Annotated in this window: 18 protein-coding genes and 1 pseudogene; 12 read left to right on the top strand and 7 right to left on the bottom strand. The window is 68.2% G+C overall.

Annotated elements, in window-relative coordinates; translation table 11 throughout:
* Positions 1 to 20: 20 nt before the first annotated feature.
* The 3 genes from glgB to ACFPN9_RS23995 are packed head-to-tail and all read right to left on the bottom strand — an operon-like array spanning position 21 to position 8477.
* A complete protein-coding gene (gene glgB / locus ACFPN9_RS24005) occupies positions 21 to 2216 on the bottom strand; it encodes a 1,4-alpha-glucan branching protein GlgB (protein WP_377817737.1) in 2196 nt (731 codons plus the stop codon).
* Positions 2209 to 5493, bottom strand: coding sequence for a maltose alpha-D-glucosyltransferase (gene treS / locus ACFPN9_RS24000; RefSeq protein WP_377817736.1), 3285 nt, complete (start codon positions 5491 to 5493; stop codon positions 2209 to 2211). Before treS ends, glgB begins: the two co-directional genes overlap by 8 nt.
* On the bottom strand, positions 5490 to 8477 hold the full coding sequence (locus ACFPN9_RS23995; RefSeq protein ID WP_377817735.1) for a maltotransferase domain-containing protein: 2988 nt from the start codon (positions 8475 to 8477) through the stop codon (positions 5490 to 5492). The genes treS and ACFPN9_RS23995 overlap by 4 nt, the downstream gene beginning before the upstream one ends.
* A gap of 451 nt (positions 8478 to 8928) precedes the next feature.
* Between ACFPN9_RS23995 and ACFPN9_RS23990 the strand changes: the two genes are divergently transcribed.
* From ACFPN9_RS23990 to ACFPN9_RS23975, 4 genes are read left to right on the top strand one after another with little or no spacing between them, the layout of a single operon-like run.
* Positions 8929 to 9183 carry a hypothetical protein gene (locus tag ACFPN9_RS23990; protein WP_066735543.1) on the top strand — a complete coding sequence of 85 codons (255 nt, stop codon included), beginning with the start codon at positions 8929 to 8931 and terminating at the stop codon, positions 9181 to 9183.
* A gap of 23 nt (positions 9184 to 9206) precedes the next feature.
* Positions 9207 to 9866, top strand: coding sequence for a DNA-3-methyladenine glycosylase (locus tag ACFPN9_RS23985; protein WP_377817734.1), 660 nt, complete (start codon positions 9207 to 9209; stop codon positions 9864 to 9866).
* Positions 9863 to 9988 carry a hypothetical protein gene (locus tag ACFPN9_RS23980; RefSeq protein WP_377817733.1) on the top strand — a complete coding sequence of 42 codons (126 nt, stop codon included), beginning with the start codon at positions 9863 to 9865 and terminating at the stop codon, positions 9986 to 9988. Before ACFPN9_RS23985 ends, ACFPN9_RS23980 begins: the two co-directional genes overlap by 4 nt.
* Entirely contained in the window at positions 9989 to 10426 is a 438-nt protein-coding gene (locus ACFPN9_RS23975; protein ID WP_377817772.1) for a CinA family protein, read from the top strand. It begins immediately after the preceding gene.
* Here the strand turns inward: ACFPN9_RS23975 and ACFPN9_RS23970 are convergent.
* Complete coding sequence (locus tag ACFPN9_RS23970; protein WP_377817732.1) at positions 10393 to 11241, bottom strand: SDR family oxidoreductase; 849 nt, start codon at positions 11239 to 11241, stop codon at positions 10393 to 10395. The two genes, ACFPN9_RS23975 and ACFPN9_RS23970, sit on opposite strands and share 34 nt — an antisense overlap.
* Positions 11242 to 11380: 139 nt before the next feature.
* Between ACFPN9_RS23970 and ACFPN9_RS23965 the strand changes: the two genes are divergently transcribed.
* The 4 genes from ACFPN9_RS23965 to ACFPN9_RS23950 all read left to right on the top strand — a co-directional run bounded on the left by ACFPN9_RS23965 (position 11381) and on the right by ACFPN9_RS23950 (position 13883).
* Positions 11381 to 12388, top strand: coding sequence for an alpha/beta fold hydrolase (locus tag ACFPN9_RS23965; protein ID WP_377817731.1), 1008 nt, complete (start codon positions 11381 to 11383; stop codon positions 12386 to 12388).
* A complete protein-coding gene (locus tag ACFPN9_RS23960; RefSeq protein WP_377817730.1) occupies positions 12385 to 12684 on the top strand; it encodes a SemiSWEET family sugar transporter in 300 nt (99 codons plus the stop codon). Before ACFPN9_RS23965 ends, ACFPN9_RS23960 begins: the two co-directional genes overlap by 4 nt.
* A 188-nt stretch (positions 12685 to 12872) precedes the next feature.
* Positions 12873 to 13376: a YciE/YciF ferroxidase family protein gene (locus ACFPN9_RS23955; RefSeq protein WP_067987728.1), complete on the top strand. Its 504-nt coding sequence runs from the start codon at positions 12873 to 12875 to the stop codon at positions 13374 to 13376.
* A gap of 42 nt (positions 13377 to 13418) precedes the next feature.
* On the top strand, positions 13419 to 13883 hold the full coding sequence (locus ACFPN9_RS23950; RefSeq protein WP_066735574.1) for a hypothetical protein: 465 nt from the start codon (positions 13419 to 13421) through the stop codon (positions 13881 to 13883).
* A gap of 92 nt (positions 13884 to 13975) precedes the next feature.
* Here ACFPN9_RS23950 and ACFPN9_RS23945 read toward each other — a convergent pair whose 3' ends face one another.
* The 3 genes from ACFPN9_RS23945 to ACFPN9_RS23935 all read right to left on the bottom strand — a co-directional run bounded on the left by ACFPN9_RS23945 (position 13976) and on the right by ACFPN9_RS23935 (position 17732).
* Positions 13976 to 15658: a sensor histidine kinase gene (locus ACFPN9_RS23945; RefSeq protein WP_377817729.1), complete on the bottom strand. Its 1683-nt coding sequence runs from the start codon at positions 15656 to 15658 to the stop codon at positions 13976 to 13978.
* 385 nt (positions 15659 to 16043) lie between these two features.
* Positions 16044 to 16787: a Crp/Fnr family transcriptional regulator gene (locus ACFPN9_RS23940; protein WP_377817728.1), complete on the bottom strand. Its 744-nt coding sequence runs from the start codon at positions 16785 to 16787 to the stop codon at positions 16044 to 16046.
* A gap of 69 nt (positions 16788 to 16856) precedes the next feature.
* Positions 16857 to 17732 carry a DUF6551 family protein gene (locus ACFPN9_RS23935; protein WP_066735583.1) on the bottom strand — a complete coding sequence of 292 codons (876 nt, stop codon included), beginning with the start codon at positions 17730 to 17732 and terminating at the stop codon, positions 16857 to 16859.
* A 389-nt stretch (positions 17733 to 18121) separates the two neighbouring features.
* Between ACFPN9_RS23935 and ACFPN9_RS23930 the strand changes: the two are divergent.
* From ACFPN9_RS23930 to ACFPN9_RS23915, 4 genes and pseudogenes are all read left to right on the top strand, one after another.
* Positions 18122 to 19285, top strand: a pseudogene (locus ACFPN9_RS23930) (CaiB/BaiF CoA transferase family protein); the annotation flags it as partial.
* On the top strand, positions 19259 to 20221 hold the full coding sequence (locus ACFPN9_RS23925; protein ID WP_377817771.1) for an NAD(P)-dependent oxidoreductase: 963 nt from the start codon (positions 19259 to 19261) through the stop codon (positions 20219 to 20221). The pseudogene ACFPN9_RS23930 and the gene ACFPN9_RS23925, both read left to right, overlap by 27 nt.
* Complete coding sequence (locus ACFPN9_RS23920) at positions 20218 to 21138, top strand: amidohydrolase family protein (protein WP_377817727.1); 921 nt, start codon at positions 20218 to 20220, stop codon at positions 21136 to 21138. The genes ACFPN9_RS23925 and ACFPN9_RS23920 overlap by 4 nt, the downstream gene beginning before the upstream one ends.
* An 84-nt stretch (positions 21139 to 21222) precedes the next feature.
* Positions 21223 to 21540, top strand: a complete 318-nt coding sequence (locus ACFPN9_RS23915; protein WP_377817726.1) for an ArsR/SmtB family transcription factor — start codon at positions 21223 to 21225, stop codon at positions 21538 to 21540.
* Positions 21541 to 21553: the final 13 nt, after the last annotated feature.

The raw sequence follows: 21553 nt of genomic DNA, 5'->3' as shown, positions 1-21553 counted from the left end.
CCTCCCAAGCGCGGCGCGACCTAGGCGCCGTCCGGCACGAAGACCAGCGCGCCGAGAGGCGGGATCACGATCTCGATCGAGGCCGGCTCGCCGCCCAGTCCCTCAGCCCTCGCCTCGACCCAGCCGCCATTGCCGACGCCGGAGCCGCCATAGGACTCGGCATCGCTGTTGAAAATTTCGTGCCACCCTCCCGCCTGCGGAACGCCGATGCGGTAGTTCCAGCGGGGCACGGGCGTCAGGTTGACGACGGTGATCACGGGCTTCTCGCCCGGTGCCTGGCGCAGATACGCAAAGACGCTGTTCTCGCGGTCGTCCTGGACCAGCCAGCGGAAACCGCTCGGCTCGGCATCGCTCTCATGAAGGGCCGGCGAAGCGGCATACAGCCGGTTGAGATCACCGACCAATGCCTGCATGCCGCGATGCAGCGGGTCTTTCAGCAGATCCCAGTCGATCTCGCCGTCATGATTCCATTCGCGGCGCTGGGCGATCTCCCCGCCCATGAATAGCAGCTTCTTGCCGGGATGGGTCCACATGAAGGCGAAATAGGCGCGCAGACCGGCGAATTTCTGCCAGAGATCGCCTGGCATCTTCTCCAGCAGCGAACCTTTCCCGTGCACGACCTCGTCATGAGAGAGCGGCAGGACGAAGCGCTCGGAGAAGGCGTAGACCAGCCCGAAGGTCATCTCGTCATGGTGGTGGCGGCGATAGAGCGGGTCGCGCTGCAGATAATGCAGCGTGTCGTGCATCCAGCCCATGTTCCATTTGTAGGAGAAGCCGAGGCCGCCTTCGGCCGCAGGCCGGGTCACGCCCGGCCAGGCGGTCGATTCCTCCGCGATCATGATCGCGCCCGGATGGCGCTGCGCGACCAGCGCATTGAGTTCGCGCAGGAAGGCGACCGCTTCGAGATTTTCGCGCCCGCCGAGGTGATTGGGCACCCATTCGCCCGGCTGGCGGCTGTAGTCGCGATAGAGCATCGAGGCCACCGCATCGACCCGCAACCCGTCGACATGGAAATGCTCGAGCCAGTGGAGGGCGCTGGCGATCAGGAAGTTCGAGACCTCGCGCCGCCCGAAATTGTAGATCAGCGTGTTCCAGTCCTTGTGGAAGCCCTCTCGCGGGTCCTCGTGCTCGTAGAGCGCCGTGCCGTCGAAGCGGGCGAGGCCATGCGCGTCGGACGGGAAATGCGCCGGCACCCAGTCGACGATGACGCCGATCTCCTCCCGGTGGCAGGCCTCGACGAAGAGAGCGAAATCCTCCGGTTCGCCGAAGCGGCGGGTCGGTGCGAAAAGGCCGAGCGGCTGATAGCCCCAGGAACCGGTGAAAGGGTGTTCGGCCACCGGCATCAGCTCGACATGGGTGAAGCCCATCGCCTTGACGTACGGCACCAGCCGGTCGGCGAGATTGCGCCAGTCCAGCATGTCCCCATTAGGGCCACGCACCCAGGAGCCGGGATGCAGCTCGTAGATCGAGATCGGTGCATTTGGCGCTTGTCGCCTTGCCCGCGTGGCCATCCAGGCTTCGTCCCCCCACTTGTGCGATGCGGGCCTCGGCACGATCGAGGCGGTTCCCGGCGGCAGTTCCGCCGCGCGCGCCAAGGGATCGGCCTTTTGCGGCAGGAGATGACCGTCGCGGTCGATGATCTCGTATTTATAGAGTTCCCCGCTCCCGAGCCGCGGCACGAAGAGCTCCCAGACGCCGCCCTCGCCGCGACGGATCATCGGATGGCGGCGGCCGTCCCAGCTGTTGAAGGTGCCGACGACGGAGACGCGGCGCGCATTCGGAGCCCAGACGGCGAAGCGCACGCCCCGGACGCTTTCGACGGTACAGGGTTCAGCGCCGAGCGCCCGCGCCAGTTCGAGATGGCGCCCCTCGCCGATCAGATGCAGGTCGAGATCGCCGAGCAGCGGCCCGAAGGCGTAGGGGTCTTCGGTGACTTGCTCGCCGCCGGGCCAGCGGATGGCGAGACGATAGGGCCCGTCTGCCAGGTCGCCCACGAACAACCCCTCCGGCTCGGCCGGGCGCAGATGGACATCGTCGCGGTCCTCCTGGCGCACAGCGACGCTTTCGGCACCCGGCACAAAGACCCGCAGATAGCGGCCGGCCGGCCCCTGATGCGGGCCGAGGACGGCGGCAGGTGTGCCCCACCGACCCTGCGCGAGCGCGGTGGCCGTATCCATGGGCAGCGGCGGCACCCGCTCGACGAACGCCTCACTCATGCCGCTCTCCTTCCGGCAGCAGCCGCTCCAGCAGGTCGGTCAGGCCGCGTAGCGGCACGGCGAGCCAGTCGGGACGGTTGCCGACCTCATAATTGACCTCATAGGCGGCCTTTTCGATCATGAAGAGGTCGAGCAGCTCCGCGCCCTCCTCTTTGACCTCAGCGATCGATCCGTCGGCGGTGGCTTCGCGATAGCCCGCGAGCAGCGCCGCCGGCATCACGGCGGAGAAAGCCTGGGCCAGCATCTCGTATCGCCCGGCCGGGCCGGAGGCGGCGACGGTGCGGGCGCCGGCCGCGATGGCATAGTCGAGCGAGCGCAGGATGCCGGCGACATCGCGCCAGCCGCTGTCCTTCGCCCGACGCTCGGACAGCGGCTGGGCCGGCTCGCCCTCGAAGTCGATGATCATGACGTCGCCGCTCGCGACCAGCACCTGGCCCAAGTGGAAGTCACCATGGACGCGATGGAGCAGGCTGCCCTGTCCCGCCCGGCAGAGACGATCGACGAGGCCGAGGATGTCGGCGCGGCGGGCGACAATACGCTCCGCCATCGCCTGCTCTTCCGGCGGCAGAGTCGGGGCCGCCTTCTCAAGATGGGTGCAAGCCGCTTCGACCCGGCCGCGGATGCGCTCGCGCCAGCGTTCGACCTGTGCGGCGTCGGCGGTTTCCGGCGCAAAGGCCGGGTCGTCGCTGGGCTGCGCCAGCACGACATGCATCTCGCCCAGACGCTGCCCCAGGCTGCGTGAAAACGCCTCGTAAATGGCGAGCTGGCTCGCGAGATCGACATCCTCGCGCAGCATCTCGTCGATGACGCGGCCGAGATAGGCGGCCGTCCATTCCCAGGCATCGCCTTCGCCGGGGATGAACGCCTGTACCACCGCCATGACCTCCTCCTCGCCCTCGTCGGGGACATGGACGATCTCGCCCAGCAGAGCAGGTGCGTTGCGGAAGCCGCGGTCGGTGAGCAGGCGCGACATTTCGGCTTCGGGATGGCGCCCCGGCGCCAGCCGTCGGAACAGCTTCAGCATCACCTTGTGGTCGATGATGACCGAAGAGTTCGACTGCTCGGCCGAGAGCCAGCGCACGGGATCCTCCGGCTGGATCTGCACATCGTCGAAGGCCGCAGTCGGGCGGAACTCGACCTGGCCGCCCGTGCTGTCCACGGTCGCGCCCGCCTTCAGCAGCGCGAGCAGCTCGTGGATGAAGGAGGGCAGCGAGAAGGCGTCGGTCAGGAAGCCGGTGCGACGGCCGCGCCGGACCCGCGCGAGCGCCATCTGCTGCGGCAGCGCCGCGGCGATCTCGTCGTCCCAGCCGATGCCGAGCGGCAACTGATAACGCTCGATGCCGCCGTCATGGCGCACTTCGACCGCCATCAGCGCGGCCTCGCGGCCGCTGCCGATGCGGGCGGTGAAGGCGACCTTCGTCTCGTCGAGCGCCCGGTCCTTGGCGGCAAACCAGCGCCGCTTCATGAGGTAGGGCGGCAGGATCGCGGTCTCGAATTCGCGCCGCGATTGCGGCGTGATCATCTCGTCCGGGCCGCCCCGCAGCACGAAGGTGGTGTAGTCCGGCATCGGCTCGGGCGTCTGCGCGTGCCAGGAGGGCACCTGCGCGTCCTGCGCCAGCACGAACCAGTAGAAGCCATAGGGCGGCAGCGTGATCAGATAGGTGAGCTGGCCGATCGCCGGAAAGACCGAATTGCCGAGCATCTCGACCGGGTGGCGCCCCGCGAACTCAGACAGGTCGAGTTCGAAAGCCTGCGCCGAGCGCGAGAGATTGGCGACGCACAGGATGGTCTTGCCGTCATGCTCGCGCAGATAGGCGAAGGCCTTGCGGTTCTTCGGATAGAGGAAGCGCAGGCTGCCGCGGCCGAAGGCCTGATGTTCCTTGCGAACGGCGAGGATGCGCCGCGTCCAGTTCAGCAGCGAATGCGGATCGCGCGCCTGCGCCTCGACATTGACAGCCTCGAAGCCGTAGAGCGGGTCCATGATCGGCGGCAGGACGAGGCTCGCCGGGTCGGCACGGGAGAAGCCGCCATTGCGATCCGGCGACCACTGCATCGGCGTGCGCACGCCGTCGCGATCCCCCAGAAAGATGTTGTCGCCCATGCCGAGTTCATCGCCGTAATAGATCACCGGCGTGCCAGGCATGGAGAGCAGCAGGCTGTTCATCAATTCGATGCGGCGGCGGTCGCGCTCCAGCAGCGGCGCGAGCCGCCGCCGGATGCCGAGATTGATGCGGGCGCGCTTGTCGGTGGCGTAGAAGTTCCAGAGATAGTCCCGCTCCTTGTCGGTCACCATTTCGAGCGTCAGCTCGTCATGGTTGCGCAGGAAGATCGCCCATTGGCAGCCCTCGGGAATGTCCGGGGTCTGGCGCATGATGTCGGTGATCGGGAAGCGGTCCTCCTGCGCGATCGCCATGTACATGCGCGGCATCAGCGGGAAGTGGAACGCCATGTGGCATTCGTCGCCATCGCCGAAATAGGCCTGCGTGTCCTCGGGCCACATATTGGCCTCGGCCAGCAGCATCCGGTCCGGGAAGGAGGCGTCGAGCTCGGCGCGGATGCGCTTCAGCACCGCATGGGTCTCGGGCAGGTTCTCATTCGAGGTGCCGTCGCGCTCGATCAGATAGGGCACCGCGTCGAGCCGCAGACCGTCCACGCCGAGATCCAGCCAGAAGCGCATCACGCCGAGCACGGCCTTGATCACGGCGGGGTTGTCGAAGTTGAGATCAGGCTGATGCGAATAGAAGCGGTGCCAGAAATAGGCGCCGGCCGTCGCGTCCCAGGTCCAGTTCGAGCGCTCGGTGTCGAGGAAGATGATGCGCGTGCCGGAGTAGAGCTGGTCGTTGTCCGACCAGACGTAATAGTTGCGGTGCGGCGAGCCGGGCTTCGCCAGTCGCGCGCGCTGGAACCAGGGATGCTGGTCGGAGGTGTGGTTGATAACCAGCTCGGTGACGACCCGGATACCGCGGTCATGGGCCGCGCGGATGAAGCGCTTCACATCCGCGATCGTGCCGTAATCGGGATGGACTGCCTTGTATTCGGAGATGTCGTAGCCGTCGTCCAGCCGCGGCGAGGGGTAGAACGGCAGCAGCCAGATCACGTTCACGCCGAGCGAGACGATGTAGTCGAGCTTGGCGATCAGGCCGGGAAAATCCCCGATGCCGTCGCCATTGGCATCGTGGAACGACTTCACATGGAGCTGGTAGATGATCGCGTCCCGGTACCACTGCGGATCGCGCGCATCGGCTGCGGGACGGACGATGCCTTCGGCCATGGTCATTGGGAACCTGTCGGGGCGCTGAGGCGCCAGATCGAGAAGGGCAGATCGCGCGGGTCGAGGCGGATCGACTGCGACTTGCCGTGCCAGTGGAAGCGGTGGCCGCGCATCAGGTCTTCGACCGCCACCGAGGCATGGTCGGGCAGACCGAAATCCCAGAGCGGCACCTCGATGCCGGCCTCGTGCGCGTTGAAAGGATCGAGGTTGACGGCAACGAGGACGATGTCGCCGTCGGCGCCCGCCCTCTTGCCGAAGTAGAGAATGTTGTCGTTGAAGGCGTTGTAGAAGGTCAGCCCGAGATGGCTCTGCAGGGCCGGTTCGCTGCGCCTGATCCGGTTGAGCCGGGTGATCTCGGCGATGATGTTGCCGGGAGCCTGCCAGTCACGCGGCTTGATCTCGTATTTCTCGCTGTCGAGATATTCTTCCTTGCCCGGGATCGCGGCGGCCTCGCAGAGCTCGAAGCCGGAATAGACGCCCCAGAGCCCGGACAGCGTCGCTGCCAGCGCGGCGCGGATCAGGAAGCCGGGCCGGCCCGAGCGCTGCAGGAAGACCGGGTTGATGTCCGGCGTGTTGACGAAGAAGTGCGGGCGGAACACGTCCCGCGCCGGAACCTCGTTCAGCTCGGTGAGATACTCGGTCAGCTCGGCCTTGCTGTTGCGCCAGGTGAAGTAGGTGTAGGACTGCGAGAAGCCGACCTTGCCGAGGCGGTACATCACCTTGGGCCGCGTGAAGGCCTCGGCCAAGAAGATCACGCCCGGATCGCGCGAGCGGATGTCGGCGATCAGCCACTCCCAGAAGGGGAAGGGCTTGGTGTGCGGGTTGTCGACGCGGAAAATCCGCACACCCTCGTCGACCCAACCCTGCACGACGTCGCGCAGCGCCAGCCACAGTCCGGGGACGGCGTCTTTCGCATAGAAATCGACGTTGACGATGTCCTGATACTTCTTCGGCGGGTTCTCGGCGTAGCGCATCGAGCCGTCCGGCCGCCACTGGAACCACCCCGGATGCTCCTCGAGCCAGGGATGGTCGGGCGAGCACTGGATCGCGAAGTCGAGCGCGATTTCGAGGCCGTGCTCCGCCGCCGCCCTGACCAGCTCGCGGAAATCCTCGCGGCTGCCGAGTTCGGGATGGATCGCGTCATGGCCGCCGTCTGCAGACCCGATGGCATAGGGGCTGCCCGGATCGTCCGCGGCGGGCGTCAGCGTGTTGTTGCGGCCCTTGCGGTTCGTCTTCCCGATCGGGTGGATCGGCGGGAAATAGAGCACATCGAAGCCCATCGCCTTCACCGCCGGCAGGCGGCCGATGACATCGCGGAAGGTCCCGTGGCGCGCCGGGCTGTCGGTGATCGAGCGCGGGAAGAGTTCGTACCAGCTGGAAAACGATGCCGCCTCGCGGTCGGCCTCGACGGGGTAGACCCTGTCGCGGCCTGTGGCATGGGGGCGCGGATCGGCGCGTGTCATCGCGAGGTTCAGCGCATCGGCGAGTAGCACCGCCGCATCCTCGGCCTGCGATGCGCCGAGACGGGCGAGATGCGCCTCGATCACATCGCGATCCGCCAGAGCGGCGCCCTGCGCAAAATGCTCGAGGATCAGGCGCCCCTCGCGGATCTCCAGCGCAATGTCGAGGCCGGCCTCGCGCTTCTTGGCCAGGTCGCGACGGAAGGTGCCGAACTCGCTCCACCAGGCTTGGATCGCGAAGAGATGGCGGCCGACCCGCAGGAGCGGAAACCGCCCCTCCCAGATGTCGTTCACCCGAAGATGCATCGGCGCGCGCGACCATTCCGGCTCGTCCTCAGCGCGCCAAAGCAGTTCCGCGGCCAGAACCTCATGACCGTCGCTGAAGATGTCGGCGGTGATCTGCACCGTCTCGCCGGCGCGGCGCTTGACGGCGAAGCGCCCGCCATCGACCGCGGGCGAAACCGCCTCGATGGCGATGCGCGCGCCTGCAAGCTGCGCGCGATCCTCCGGACCAGCGGGGGCGGATCCTCGTACGGGATCGGCCTCCCCAAGATCGAGAACCATGCCCCAAGCCGGAGGCAGCTCGATGGCCTTCGCGTCGCGGGCTGCGAGGCCCAGACCAGCGGCGCTCAGTCTGCCGTCCAGCGTGGCCGCGTTGACGCGATCCGTGTTCAGAAGGGCTAGGCGTGCAACCGCACCGGCGCGTCGCAGAACGATGGCAGAAGGCCCGCTCGCAGCAAGCAGGCGCATGGACCGTTCGGCGCCCTGCGGCAGGGCAGCAGCGGCCTCGTTGGCGGCGCGTACGGCCGCAGTGAAGCCGCTGGACGTCTCTGCGCCGTCCAACGAGACGTCGTCCGGCTCGACGTGAAGAAAGGGGGTATCAAGCCCGTACTCGAACCCCATGGGCATCAGCCAGCCGTCGGCGAGCACAGCCGAGGCCATCATCGCGGCCTGGCGTCCGCGCTCGGGATTGACGGGCGCGGCGGCCGGTCGGCGCGCCGCGAACGGGTTTTCGGGACAACCGATCAGGCGCTGCGTTTCGCCGAGCGCCTGACAATGCTCGATAAGGTCGGTGACGCTGCGGCCCTCCGCGACCGGCGCCGAAACGGCATCGAACACATCTGCCACCGACGCCCTCTCCTGGGACGTCGCCTCGGGCAGCCAGGCCCAGGCCACGACGTCAGGCTGGCTCTGCCGAAGCGGCGCAAGGCAGTCCCGCCAGACATCGAGCGGCGCCGATGCAGCGTCATGGCAGCGGAAGCCCTCGACGCCGCATTCGGCCCAGCGCGTGAGCTGGCCTGCCCAGAATGCAACGAGGCGCCGCGATCCGTCCGGATCGTCGAAGGCAGCCTCCGCGGCGGGACGCTGGAGATCCGTGCGGGGATCGAGTCCGTTTCGGTGCGGCTGTCGCCAGCAACCCGGCAAGGCGGCGGCCAGCGAGCCCTGCGCCTCGACGCGCGTGAGGGCGACATCCATCCAGAGCGTCAATCCGGCATTGCGGCAACGCTCCACAAGCGTCGCGAGGACCACTGCCGCATCCCGTCCGGCGATCCGATCCAGATCGGTCGTCGCAAACAGATCACGCCCGTCCGAGAACGGCCAGGCCAGAAGAACGTGGTCAAATCCCAGATCTTTTGCGCGCGCGGCGTGATCACCCCAGCTCTCCGGCGCTCCGGCGAGCCTCGGGTGGAGATAATACAGGCGTGGATTGCGCCAGATCTTTCGATGGTCCTGAGCGGATGCCGCCATGGAACGAGAAACTCTTGGTTCAGACACCGCCAGGGCATCACGGGTCAGATCCTTCATCGTGATGAGGAACGGCCCGGCGCCGTGTGGGTTCCATCGGGTGCCGAGCGACCCGGGTGCAGGGCCCCGCGCCAGAACGCTCACAGGCCGGCACGGCGCGTCGAACCGGAGCCCGCTCCAGCCGTTGCTGTCATGAGACCCGGCCCCTGCCGGAGCAGCCCTTCAGGAGAGCGAGATGCTGAACGACTTCAACACGACGGGCCCCTCCGATGTCGGCCGCGAACCCGGCCGAAGCGGGCGGGCGGACGAGACAGTGCGCGAGGGCGCGGCGCAGGTCGGTATCGACACGCAGGAACTCGGCCGGGCCGTCGGCGACCGTGCCGGCGAATGGCAGCAGATGCTGCTCGAGGAGATCCAGGCCCGCCCCCTGCGGGCGCTGGGCTGGGCCGTCGCGGCCGGCTTCGTCTTCGGCGTCTGGTCGGCGCGCTGAGGCCGTCCCCACCGGAGGCCGTCATGGACGACGCCGACGACGAACCTTTGACACGAGCGGGTCGCGGGCCGCATGGCCATGCGGCTCGCCTCCGGCGGGAGGAACTCGATCTCACCGCCTGGGAATTGGCCCGGCGGCTAGTCGGTGTTGCCCTGCTCTGCGAGGATGTCGGCGGCATCATCGTGGAGACCGAAGCCTATGCGCGCGACGATGCCGCCTCGCACAGCTTCCGGGGTCTGACACCGCGCAACCGTTCGATGTTCGCCGGGCCGGGCGCTGTCTATGTCTACCGCTCCTACGGGCTGCACTGGTGCTTCAACATCGTCGCGCGCGATGCCGGCGCCGTGCTGATCCGCGCCATCGAGCCGCGATGGGGCCTCGACCTGATGCGCCTACGGCGCGGGCGCAGCGATCAACTCGCCGACGGGCCGGGGCGGCTTGCCCAGGCGCTCGCCATCGACATCGCCCATGACGGGGCCAATGCGACAGCCGCTCCCTTCGCACTGCTGGACCGCGCCGTTGAGCCGCTGGTCCTGACGGGGCGACGCATCGGCATCAGCCGGGAGCGGGAGCGTCCCTGGCGGTTCGCGCTGGCCGGCTCGCCCTGGCTCAGCCGGCCCCTGGCGGCGGCCGAGCCCACTCCGAACGCGGCCCCGCACGAAACCGGCGAGGCCAGGTCATGACTTCCACCCTGCCGACCGACACCAGCGACGAGGCAGTCGTGGCCGCAGCCCAGGGCGTACTCGATCTGCTCTCCGAAGCGGGATGGCGGCTGGTGACGGCGGAATCCTGCACCGCGGGGTGACTGGCCGGTGCGCTCGCCGCCGGTGACGGCGCCGGCTCGGCCCTTCAGGGCGGTTTCGTCTGCTACAGCAAGGACGCGAAGGTCCGGATGCTGGGCCTGCCGTCCGAAACGCTCCAAACGCGCTTGGGCGCGGTCACCGAAACCGTCGCGCGGCTGATGGCCGAAGGCGCCCGCGACCGCTCCGGCGCCGCGATCGCGATCGCGGTGACGGGCGTGCTCGGTCCCTCATGCGACGAGGATGGCAACCCTGTCGGGCTCGTCGATATCGCCTGCGCTGTCGCGGGCCTGACGCGGCATCGGCGCGAGCGCTGGCCGGAAGCGGCGCCGGACGTTCTCATCCGCGCGACGATCCTGTCCGCACTCGGCCTCGTCGCCGCGATGCTGGCGGAGACGCGTGATCTCGCTCAGGAGCCGACGATCGTCCCGCCATTGGGGTGAAGCACCTGGCCCGACATGTAGGACGCCTCCTCGCTGGCCAGGAAGACATGGCAGGAGGCGACCTCGTTGGGCTGGCCGGGCCGGCCCATCTTAACGCTCGATCCGTGCTGCGCCACCTGCTCCTCAGCGAAGGAGGCCGGGATCAGCGGTGTCCAGATCGGCCCCGGTGCGACGGCATTGACGCGGATGCCCTTCTCGGCCAGCGCCTGCGCCAGCGATCGGGTGAAGGCGACGATCGCGCCGCGCGTCGCGGCGTAGTCGATCAGCGTGTCCTTGCCCTTGTAGGCGGTGACCGAGGTGGTGTTGACGATCGCGCTCCCCTTCCGCATGTGCCGCAGGGCGTGCTTGGTCATGTGGAAATAGCCGAAGACATTCGTCCGGAAGGTCCGTTCGAGCTGCTCCGGCGGAATTTCAAGCGGCTCTTCCACGACATGCTGCTCGGCGGCGTTGTTCACCAGGATGTCGAGCCGCCCGAAGGTCTCGATCGTCCGGGAGACGGCCTCCCCGCAGAAGGCCTCGTCGCCGATGTCGCCAGCCAGCGCGAGGGCCTTCCCGCCCTCCGCCTCGACCAGCCGGACGGTTTCCTTCGCGTCGTCGTGCTCATCGAGATAGACGATGGCGACGGAAGCGCCTTCCCGCGCCATGCCGAGGGCAACCGCGCGACCGATCCCGCTGTCGCCGCCGGTGATGAGTGCAATCTTCTCCTTCAGCCGACCGACACCGGGAAAGCGCGGCTCGGATTGCGGGCGCGGCGACATCTGCGCCTCGCTGCCGGGCTGGCGGGATTGCGTCTGCGGCGGGTTGGCGTCCGTCATGGAAGAGCCTTTCTCTGGCGTTGGCCTCAAGGAGACTGATGAAGGGCAACCCTCCGGCGCCGGGGCAGTTCCGGCCCGATCGGGAACCATGGCGGGTTCGGCTCATTGATGTGCCATCGAACCAGAGGACGCTTCGCCCATGCCGGATCCTTCCACACCCGCCGGCGCTGCGGACCCGGTCTCGCCCTCCCTGCCGCTGCCGATGCCGTGCCAGCGCCATGCGCTACCCCGGGGCGACGGGAGCCTGGCGCTTCTGGAGGATGGCGCAGGCCCCCCTCTCCTGCTCGTCCACAGCGTCAACGCCGCCGCCTCGAGCTATGAGGTCAAGCCGATCTTCGAGGCGCTGCGAGCACGACGGCGTGTCTTCGCGCTCGACCTGCCAGGCTTCGGCCTGTCGAGCCGGGGGCCCGACATCTATACGGTCGAGCGCTATGTTGAGGCGATCCTGACCGCGGTGCGGGCCGTTCAGGCGATGTCCGATGGTCGGCCCGTCGCCGCTCTGGCCCTGTCGCTCTCATCCGAGTTCCTGGCGCGCGCGGCGCTGCAGCAGCCAGATCTGTTCGCCGGTCTCGCCCTCGTCACGCCGACCGGCTTCGAAGCCGGCGCCCAGCACCGCCGCGGGGGCATGCCGGAAGCTCGCCCTCGCACGGCCCTGGAGAAGGCCCTGACCGCGCCACTCTGGCGCAGCGGATTGTTCGGCCTGCTCGTCAGCCGGCCCAGCATGCGGTTCTTCCTGCGGCGGACCTTCGGCGGCCCGCCCGATCCCGGGCTGGTCGACTACGCCTGGCAGAGCGCGCACCAGCCGGGGGCCGCGTTCGCAGCCTTCGCCTTCGCGTCGGGCAAGCTGTTCTCGCCTGACATCCGCGACGTCTACGAAGCGCTGGAACTGCCGGTCTGGCTGGCTCATGGCACGCGCGGCTCGTTCAGCGACTTCAGCGAGGCCGGGTGGACGATGGGAAAGCCCAACTGGGAGATCTCCGCCTTCGACACCGGCGCCTTCCCGCATTTCCAGGCGCCGGCCGCCTTCCTGTCCCGGCTCGAACGCTTTCTCGATGCGCTGCCGGGAGATACCCGACAGGCACCAGCCACGGCGACGAGAGCTGCCCCGCATCTGCGCATCGTGGCCGGTGGGGGAGAGCAGGCGTGAACTGGCTGTCATTCATCGGCTACGGCGCGGCGCTGTGCTCGACAGTGAGCTTTGTCCCGCAAGCCTGGCGGGTGCTGAAGACGCGCGACGTCTCGGCGCTCTCGACGCCGACCTATGCGATCACCTGCTGCGGCTTCGCGCTCTGGCTGGCTTATGGCATCGGCAAGTCGGAATGGCCGCTGATCCTGACCAACGGGATCTGCCTCGTGCTCGCCAGCTTCATCCTCGCCATGAAGCTGATGTCGCGCCGGCAACGGGACAGTGTCGCGCAGACGCTGGCGCCGACCGCCGAGTGACCGCTGCAGAGGCGTGCGGCGCACCTCGCCGGAGCCGGCCGGCCCACCTGCCAAGGAGGAAGACGAGGGTCAAAGCTTTGACCCGTGCGCCCGGCCTTCTCGCCCCCCGGGCCTTTCTTTGGCCTCCTCGCCGGAACGATGTCCATGACGGCCGGTTGACGGTGCACACCCTCACCTGGAGATGCCCCATGGCCACCAAGACGAAGACGCTGCACGACCTCTTCATCGACCAGCTCAAGGACACCTACTACGCCGAGAAGCAGATCCTGAAGGCGCTGCCGAAGATGGCGAAGGCCGCTAAGGATGCTGAATCCAAGAAAGCCTTCGAGACGCATCGCGACGAGACGGAGCGCCAGATCGAGCGCCTTGAGCAGGTCTTCGAACTCTGCGAAGTCCCTGCCCGCGGCAAGACCTGCGAGGCGATGGTCGGCATCCTTGAGGAGGGCAAGGAGGTCATGGAGGAGTATGCGGACAGCGAGGCGCTCGACGCCGGGCTGATCGCCTCGGCCCAGGCGGTGGAGCATTACGAGATCGCCCGCTACGGCACGCTCAAGGCGCTGGCGATGCAACTCGGCATGAAGGACGCCGCCAAGCTCCTCGACGAGACGCTGGCGGAGGAGAAGAAGACCGACGAGCTGCTGAGCAAGCTGGCCGCAACCCGCGCCAATGCGAAGGCGCAGAAGGCGGCCTGAGCCGCCTTTTTGCCCAAGGCCATCGTAGAGGAGACGAGCCCCATGACCGACAGCGCGCAGGATCTGCCCGCCACCGGGCCGGCGCTTGCCCTCGCCTTGCAGCGCCGCCATCCGGACCAGGACTGGCTGGCGGCGCTCGCCATGGCCGCGCGTCGCCCGCGCGGCGACGTCGAGCGCTATCTGCAAGAGGAGGGCGAACTGCCGCCTTTTCTGCGCGAGGCCGCCGGCCAGGTCTCCTCGCTCCTGCAGGCTCGGGATGTGGCAGCCCAGGACGCGGCGGGCCGCGACGATGTCTTCGCTGCGCGCACCAACGATCGCGACGCGCCCATGGAGGTCGACAACGAAGCCGGCACCATCGTCCAGCCGTCCAACAAGGGCATGCCTTCCCAATCCGGCTCCGAGCACGAAATGCGGACCAAGCCGCCCAAGGCCGAGAAGAACGAGGAGTTCCTGCCGATCAGCGGCGTACCGGCGTTTGTCAGCCCGCTACGCAAGGACGAGGGGTAAGAAGACGCCAACGTCTTCTCACGGGGCCGGTGAGAGCGCGCGACAGGTCGATGTGGCGGCCGATCACTTCATGATGATGGAGGGTCGCGCGGTCAGCCGGCGGCGGCCGACGCGGACTGTGGCGGAGCCGCCCGCTCGCCGACATCGAACGACAGGCGGAGAACCACGCCCGACGGGAGGTAGTCGACATCCACCTGCGGGTTACATTCCGCGGGCAGCGCCCTCTTGATCAGGCGGCTTCCGAATCCGTGACGATCCGGCGGAATGACCGGCGGGCCGTCGCATTCCCGCCAGAGGAAGCTGAAGCGACCGTTCGCATCCAGCGTCCATTCGATCTTCACCACGCCGTTCCCGTCCCGCAGTGCGCCGTACTTCAGGGCGTTCGTCGAGAGTTCGTGCACGATCATCGACAGCGCCAGCGCCACCTTGCCACTCAACCTGACAAGTGGCCCGGATGTCTGGATGCGGCTCATTCTGTCGACATGGGGCCGCAGCGTCGTCGCCACCACCTCCGCGACCGAACCCTCGCGCTGCTCGTCTGACAGCATGACATCGAGTGCAGAGGACAGCGCGACGACCCGCTCGGAGAAGATGCGCGAGCGCTCGGCGTCGACATAGGGACCGAATGTCTGTCGCGCGATCGCCTGGAGGACGGTCAGCAGGTTCTTGACGCGATGGCCGAGTTCGCGCGTCAGCAGGTCCCTTTGCTCGCCGGCTCGGGCCGCCGCTTCTTCGCGAAGCGCCAATTCGTCGAGCAGCTCGTCGACCGCGTGGCCGACGCTCTCGAGCTCGCCGTGAGCGGTGCGCATACCCGTGCGGCGCTGGCTCTCACCTCGACGCCAGGCGGCGAGGACGTCGTTGATCCGCATGATCGGCCGGCGAACGAAGGCGTTGCCGACGAACCAGGCTGCGGCGAAGGTCAGGATCGCGCCGAGCCCGACGATGATGGCCCCGATCAGACTCGACCGGTCGATCGCCGCGAAGGCCTCGGACCGGGCCAGGCCGGCGCTGACATAGATCCCCGGAACAGGCAGACCGACGGGCTGGTAACCCACGATGCGAGCCTCGCCATCCTGGCTGACGAGATCGAGGGTTCCGGGCCGGGCTGCCCGTACGAGATGCTGGAAGCCGTCCGGAATGCGTGTGCCCACGAAGCGCTCGGGAGCCGGATGGCGCGCGAGGATGACGCCGTTCCGGTCGGCCACCGTCAATGCGCCCGAGGGCGTGACGCCCCGCTCGCGCAGGCGCTCGCCCAGCCAGTCCAGCCGGATTCCCGTGGCAAGGACGCCGCGGGGCGCTCCCTGATTGTCCCGGATGGCGCGCGCGATGGGCAGGACGGCCGTTTCGGTGATCCGGCTCTGCGTGTACTCACCCACCACGGAGCGGTCTGCGGTCAGGGCCTCCTTCCAGTAGCTGCGGTCGGACATGTCCTGGCCCGCGGAAGAGCCCGCGCTGTCGCAGACCACGCGGCCCTCGGCCGACATCAGGAAGATGACGCGGATTGACGGCACGGAAGCCGCCACGGCCGCGAGCGCCATGCCGCAGGCCTGTGGATCGGCGGCCGACACCGCGGCATTGGCCGCCACCGCGATCAGCAGGCCGTCCATGCCCTCGATCAGGCGCTCGATTTCGGAAGCGGCCTGGCGGCTCGCCTGCTGCGCCATGCGGTGGACCTCCCGCTCGCGCTCGGCGCGGTAGGTCACCTCGTTGATCGCCAGGAGCCCAACGCCCGGCGCCAGGGCCGCGGTCGCCAAAAGGAAGAGGCGCTTTTTCAAATGCGACGCTCCGCCGATCTGCGCCAGCGGGCGACCTGGGGCCGCTGCCTCGACGCCGCGCTTTGTCCCCTAGCCTGAATCGTTTCGCCCACCTCGATCACGTTGATCGGGAACGGGTCGATGACGACCGTGTGACGAAGGCAGTATCCCCAGGCTGGCTGCGCCGCGACGCCGCATGGCTGCCGCGCTCGCAGGCTCGGATCCCAACCCCGCCGCATTGCGGCGGCCCTGACGCCGGCGGCGCATTGCGAAGGGAAGGAGTCGTTTGTCTCGCGGATGGGCAATGGCTGAACCCCTTCCCTGTCCGCACCCGGCACGGTTCCACTATGGCAGGGCGACCGATCGCCGCATTAACCTAGGCTAAGATGCGCGCCATTCGCTGAGGTCAGCTGCCCGGCGTCAGATGCAGATAGGCGTCGTCGAAGTCGCCGATGCGAGCGAGACCCGGCCGGTCGAGGATGGTGAGCCGGCGGCTCGCGATGCCGATCACCCCATCCCGCCGCAGGCTCTTCATCACGCGGTTGACATGGACGACCGACAGCCCCAGCGCGTCGCCCAGATGGGTCTGCGTCAGGTGAAAGGGCATGGTCATGTCCTCGGCCAGCCCGACATTGCGATAGCGCAGGAAGAGCTCGCAGAGCAGGTGAGCAACGCGCACGCGCGCGGTGCGGCGTCCGATGCTGCACATCCACTCGCGAAAGAGCGAGCCGTCGATCAGGGTGTCGCGCCAGAGCAGAAATCCGAGCCGCGGGTGGTTCTCGACGAGTTGCATCAGCGTCGGATGCGGGACGAGCGCGAGGCGCACGCGGGTCAGCGTCAGCAATCCGTGGTCCATCTGGTGGAGCAGCAGGCTCTGGAGATCCGGCATGTCCCCCGGGACATGGAACGAATTGATCTGGCGCGCTCCGTCGCCGACGATCTTGAAGCGGCAGCACATGCCGCTGAGCAGGATGCAGCCTTGCGTCGGCCGATCGCGCTCGCGCACGATCTCCTGGCCGGGCGGGTATTCGCGGAGGGTCAGCGGCAGCGATTCGACCGCCGCCGCATCGGCCTGGCTGACTGGGCCGAGCGCGATCAGCTTGCGCAGCAGCGGTGCCAGCGGCCGCCCGTTGTCATCCGCGGCGGCCATCACGGGTTGCCTTCGTAGCGCACATGCAACCGGGCCGGTCGTCCGGCTTGAGCGGATGGCGACATCGACTCAGCCCAGGACGGCGCCGGCCGCTTCATGGCCGCCCGGCGACTCCGCAGGCCGCACCGCTTTGCGCTTTCGGGTGTGCTGATACAGCACGACACCCATGGCCCGGGCGCGCGGGATGGCCTTGGCCAGGGCGAGCTCGACGCTCTTGGCCGTGAGGACCGCACCGTATCTCTCGAAGGCCGCGACGATCTCCTCCGGATCGACCTCGCCATAGTTGCGATCGTGCAGCACCATGTCGACCGCCTTGATCAGGTCGGCGGTGATCGGCGCGGCGCGCACCCGCACCAGCGTTTCGATGACGGTGCGGGCCTTGACCGTGGTCCGGCGCTTCACGAGCTGCATCAGCGCGGCGATGGCGATCAATTCGCCGGGGCGGAAGGGCCGGCCGGGCGACGGGTTGCGCAAAATGCAGGCTCCGGCCCGCTCGCAGATCTGCAGCGCCGTCAACACATCCTCATCGCCCGCGGCGGCGGCGGCGAAGAAGAGCTGGCTGTTGGTGATCTGCACGCGGTCCTTGTTATGGCCGATGAAGGCGCCGGCACGGTCGCTGCGGTCGCCCGCCTCGACGACGAGCACCTCGAGTTCCGCGATCCCGCCATGGGTGACGGCGGCAATGGCCGTATGCTGGCCGTCGATGACGTGCCACTGGTCGTCGACCCGGGTCACGACCGGCACCTTGAAGCGGCGCCAGTCCCACTCCTCGACGAGCTTGCGGATCAGGCGGATCGACTTGGTCGACAGATCGCGCTGATAGGCCGGATCGATGCAAAGATCCTCTGCCCTGATCACCTTGGTCGACGGGCGGGGCCCGACCTCGGCGCGCTGCCATTCAGCCGCCAAATCGAGGGCGGTGATCGGCCTGATTTCATCCGACATCGCTCGTTGCTCCGATCACATCTGTTCAGTCTGCGGTTGTCGGCAGAATAGTCGTCGTTCAATCCACCACATTAACTTGTGATATGATGGCTCTCTCCCGACCGCAGTGACGGCGCTCGCGGATCGCAGGGAACAAAACGCGCCGCCGTGTCGCGGGAGCTTCAGGCTGCTCGATCGCGCCCGCCCGTCCTTGCAAGCGCGAATTCCGCCAATCCCTGCGCGTCCCCGTCGCCATCGCATTCGTGCATACTGCATACGCGCGTCGGGCCATGGCCTATCGCTGCCCGACGCGGAATGATGAAGACGGCGCGCCTTCGCAGGCGGAAGACCGAAGAGGCCGGCGCGGACGAGACATTCCGCAGACTGGCCCGGACAGGAGGAGAAGAGGAATGACGTTGCCGCTCGCGGGCCTTCGGGTGCTCGACATTTCGCAGGTCATGGCCGGGCCGTTCTGCTGCATGCTGCTGGCCGACATGGGCGCGGACGTCATCAAGGTCGAGCCGCCCGGCACAGGGGATTCGACCCGGCAGTCGATGGGCTTTCGCCTGAAAGGCGCCGACAGCCCCGGCTTCCTGGCGCTGAACCGCAACAAGCGCAGCATCGCGCTCGACCTGAAATCCGAGGCTGACCGCGCGGTACTCTACGCGCTGGTCAAGACGGCCGACATTCTGATCGAGAATGCGCGCCCCGGCGTCGCCAAGCGCCTCGGCATGGATTACGTGACGCTGAAGGCGCTCAATCCGCGCCTGATCTTCGCCAGCATTTCCGGCTTCGGCCAAACGGGCCCCTGGTCGCAGCGACCGGGCTTCGATCTGATCGCCCAGGCTGTTTCGGGCGTGCTCAGCGCCAACGGCCTGCCCGGCATGGAGCCGGCAAAGAATTCGATTCCCGTTGCCGATCTCGGGGCCGGGCTGTTCACGACCTATGCCGTTCTGAGTGCGGTGATCGGGCGGCAGAGTTCCGGCCAGGGGCAGTTCGTCGACGCGTCGCTGTTCGAGGCCGCGCTCGCCCTCTCCGTCTGGGAGACGACGGAGTTGTGGGGCACCGGCAGGACGCCGGAGCCGATCGGCTCGGCCAACCGCATGTCGGCGCCCTATCAGGCGGTGGCGGCCTCCGACGGCTGGTTCGTGATCGGCGCCGCCAATCAGGGCCTGTGGATGAAGCTGCTGAAGGTGCTCGGCCGCGAGGATCTGCAGGCGGATGAGCGCTTCGCGACCAACGCCGCGCGCATCGCCAACCGCCTCGAGCTCATCGACGCGATGGCGCCGACCTTCGCCTCGCGCCCACGCCAGGCCTGGATCGACGGGCTGCTGGAGGCCGGCGTCCCCGCCGCGCCGATCCTCGACTATGCGCAGGCCGTGGTCAGCGAGCAGGCGGTGGCGCGCGAGATGGTGCAGATGGTGGCGCATCCGGTGGAAGGGGCCTTCAAGGCGCTCGGATTCCCGGTGAAGCTCAGCGCCACGCCGCAGCAGATGCGCCTGCCGCCGCCGCTGCTCGACCAGCACGGCCCGGAGATCCGGCATGAGCTGGTCGCGCGCGGCCTGCTCGCGCCGGAGGCGGCAGGCCTTACGGCCGACGCGAAGGCTGCTCGCCCGCGGATCGGCTTCATCGGCATCGGGATCATGGGCGAGGCGATGGTGCGTCGCCTGCTCGATCTCGGCTACAGCGTGACCGTCTGGAACCTCGAGCCCGAGCGGCTGGCGACGGTTCTCCCGCACGGTGCCGTCGCGGCGGAGTCTCCTGCGGCTGTCGCGGCCGCGAGCGACATCGTCATGCTCTGCGTGCTGCATATGGAGGCCGTCGAGCGCAGCGTCCTGGCGCCGGACGGGATTGCTGCGGCGAGCCCTGCTCCGAAGCTCGTCATCGATTGCTCGACCGCCGATCCCGAAGGCACGCGCCGTGTCGCGGCGAAGCTGAAGGCGCTGACGGGCGCAGGCTGGATCGATGCGCCGGTCTCGGGCGGGCCGCAGCTCGCCCGCACGGGGCAGATGACGGTGATGGCCGGCGGCGACGCCGCCGATTTCGAGGCGGCCAAGCCGCTCCTTGCGGAGATGGCGGGCAACGTCACGCTGATGGGCCCGGTCGGCGCCGGACAGACGACCAAGGTCATCAACCAGGCGATCGTCGGCACGGGCTATGTCCTGATGGCGGAAGCGCTGATGCTGGCGGAGGCCGCGGGCATCGACGCGGCCCGGCTGCCGCAATGCCTCGCCGGCGGCCATGCCGACAGCAGCCTGTTGCAACGGCTCTATCCGCAGATGCAGCAACGCGCCTTCGAGCCGCCCTCCAGCTATGCGCGGCAATTGCTGAAGGATCTGAAGGCCGTCTCCGCCTTCGCTCAGGGGCTGGGGCTCGATCTCGGCGTCATCGAGCAGGGCGTGCAGCGCTACAAGGACTATGTCGCGCTTGGCCATGAGATGTCGGATTCGGCGGCCGTGGTGAAGCTCTACGAGCACGAGGCCGCGACGCGCGGAAAGGCCCAGCCATGAGTCCTGCGCCGAGCCCCCTGCCCGCCCGCCCGCGCGCCGTGATCGACGCGCATCACCACATCTGGGACCTCGCCAACGACCTGCCCTGGCTGAAGGCGGAGCGCATCCCCTTCCGCTATGGCGACTATTCGCCGATCTGCCGCAACTATCTCCCGGCCGACTACCGCGCCGACACGAAGGCTTGGCCCGTCACGGGCTCGGTCTATGTCGAGGCCGAGTGGGCGCGCGACAAGGCGGCGCTGGAAAGCCCCTGGGTCGCGGCGGTCGCGGCGCGCGAGGGCGTGCCCTCCGTCATCGTCGCCTGGTGCGATTTCGCGGCGCCGGAGGCCGGGGCCTTGCTCGCCTCCCATGCGGCCGTGCCGATCGTGCGCGGCGTCCGGCACAAGCCCGCGGCGGCCGGCAAGCCACAGGACGCCCGCCGCAACGCACCGGGCTCGATGGACGATCCGCGCTGGCGCGAGGGCTATGCCCTGCTGGCGCGACACGGCCTGTCCTACGATCTGCAGACCCCCTGGTGGCATCTCGATGCCGCAGCCGATCTGGCACGAGATTTCCCCGCGACGCAGATCATCGTCAATCACACCGGCCTGCCGGCCGACCGCAGCCCGGAGGCGCTCGCTTCCTGGCGCCGCGCGCTGGAGCAGGCGGCTGCGCAGCCCAATATCGCCCTCAAGATCTCCGGCATCGGCCTGCCGGGGCGGCCCTGGACCGTCGAGGCCAATGGCCCGGTGATCCGCGACGCGATCGCGATCTTCGGGCTGGACCGGGCGATGTTCGCCAGCAATTTCCCGGTCGACGGTCTCGTTGGCGATTTCGACACGATCTTCTCGGGCTTCCTCGCCGCCACCGCTGCGATGACCGAGGTCGAGCGCGACCGCCTGTTCCATGACAATGCGCGTCGGATCTACCGGTTCTGACGGGCGCACCCGCCGCAGCGCTTTATTTCGATAAAACCGGAACTATCGATTGCCGATCTTTGCCGTGTCGATCATGCTCGCGGCATGGACACGATCATCGCAGCGTCGCGGCTGGAGGCGCTGGGCAATCCGACCCGGCTTTCGCTCTACCGCGCCCTCGTCCGCGCCGGTCATGGCGGGTTGTCGGTCGGGGATTGCCAGAGCCGGCTGGGCATCGCGCAGTCGACCCTCTCCTTTCATCTGAAGGCGCTGATCGTGGCCGGGCTGGTGAGCCAGGAGCGGCAGGGCCGCACCCTCGTCTGCCGCGCGAATTTCGAGGTGATGAACGGGCTCGTCGACTTCCTCGTGGCGGAGTGCTGCCGCGACGAGTGCTGCGAGACGTCGGGTGCCAGCGCCGCCTGACGGCGCCGGCGAC

The sequence above is a fragment of the Allobosea massiliensis genome (genome assembly GCF_042655245.1).
Classification (GTDB): Bacteria; Pseudomonadota; Alphaproteobacteria; order Rhizobiales; family Beijerinckiaceae; genus Allobosea; species Allobosea massiliensis.
Note: the sequence above shows the minus strand (reverse complement) of the source record. Positions and strands in the feature narration are given on the sequence as shown.

Bases quoted from the DNA above. Each gene is read 5' to 3' on its own strand.
- ACFPN9_RS23950 (WP_066735574.1), top strand. From the start codon at position 13,419: ATGACCGACAGCGCGCAGGATCTGCCCGCCACCGGGCCGGCGCTTGCC.
- ACFPN9_RS23985 (WP_377817734.1), top strand. From the start codon at position 9,207: ATGGACGACGCCGACGACGAACCTTTGACACGAGCGGGTCGCGGGCCG.
- ACFPN9_RS23965 (WP_377817731.1), top strand. From the start codon at position 11,381: ATGCCGGATCCTTCCACACCCGCCGGCGCTGCGGACCCGGTCTCGCCC.
- ACFPN9_RS23935 (WP_066735583.1), bottom strand. From the start codon at position 17,732: ATGTCGGATGAAATCAGGCCGATCACCGCCCTCGATTTGGCGGCTGAA.
- ACFPN9_RS23990 (WP_066735543.1), top strand. From the start codon at position 8,929: ATGCTGAACGACTTCAACACGACGGGCCCCTCCGATGTCGGCCGCGAA.
- glgB (WP_377817737.1), bottom strand. From the start codon at position 2,216: ATGAGTGAGGCGTTCGTCGAGCGGGTGCCGCCGCTGCCCATGGATACG.
- ACFPN9_RS23955 (WP_067987728.1), top strand. From the start codon at position 12,873: ATGGCCACCAAGACGAAGACGCTGCACGACCTCTTCATCGACCAGCTC.
- ACFPN9_RS23970 (WP_377817732.1), bottom strand. From the start codon at position 11,241: ATGACGGACGCCAACCCGCCGCAGACGCAATCCCGCCAGCCCGGCAGC.
- ACFPN9_RS23980 (WP_377817733.1), top strand. From the start codon at position 9,863: ATGACTTCCACCCTGCCGACCGACACCAGCGACGAGGCAGTCGTGGCC.
- treS (WP_377817736.1), bottom strand. From the start codon at position 5,493: ATGACCATGGCCGAAGGCATCGTCCGTCCCGCAGCCGATGCGCGCGAT.
- ACFPN9_RS23915 (WP_377817726.1), top strand. From the start codon at position 21,223: ATGGACACGATCATCGCAGCGTCGCGGCTGGAGGCGCTGGGCAATCCG.
- ACFPN9_RS23920 (WP_377817727.1), top strand. From the start codon at position 20,218: ATGAGTCCTGCGCCGAGCCCCCTGCCCGCCCGCCCGCGCGCCGTGATC.
- ACFPN9_RS23940 (WP_377817728.1), bottom strand. From the start codon at position 16,787: ATGGCCGCCGCGGATGACAACGGGCGGCCGCTGGCACCGCTGCTGCGC.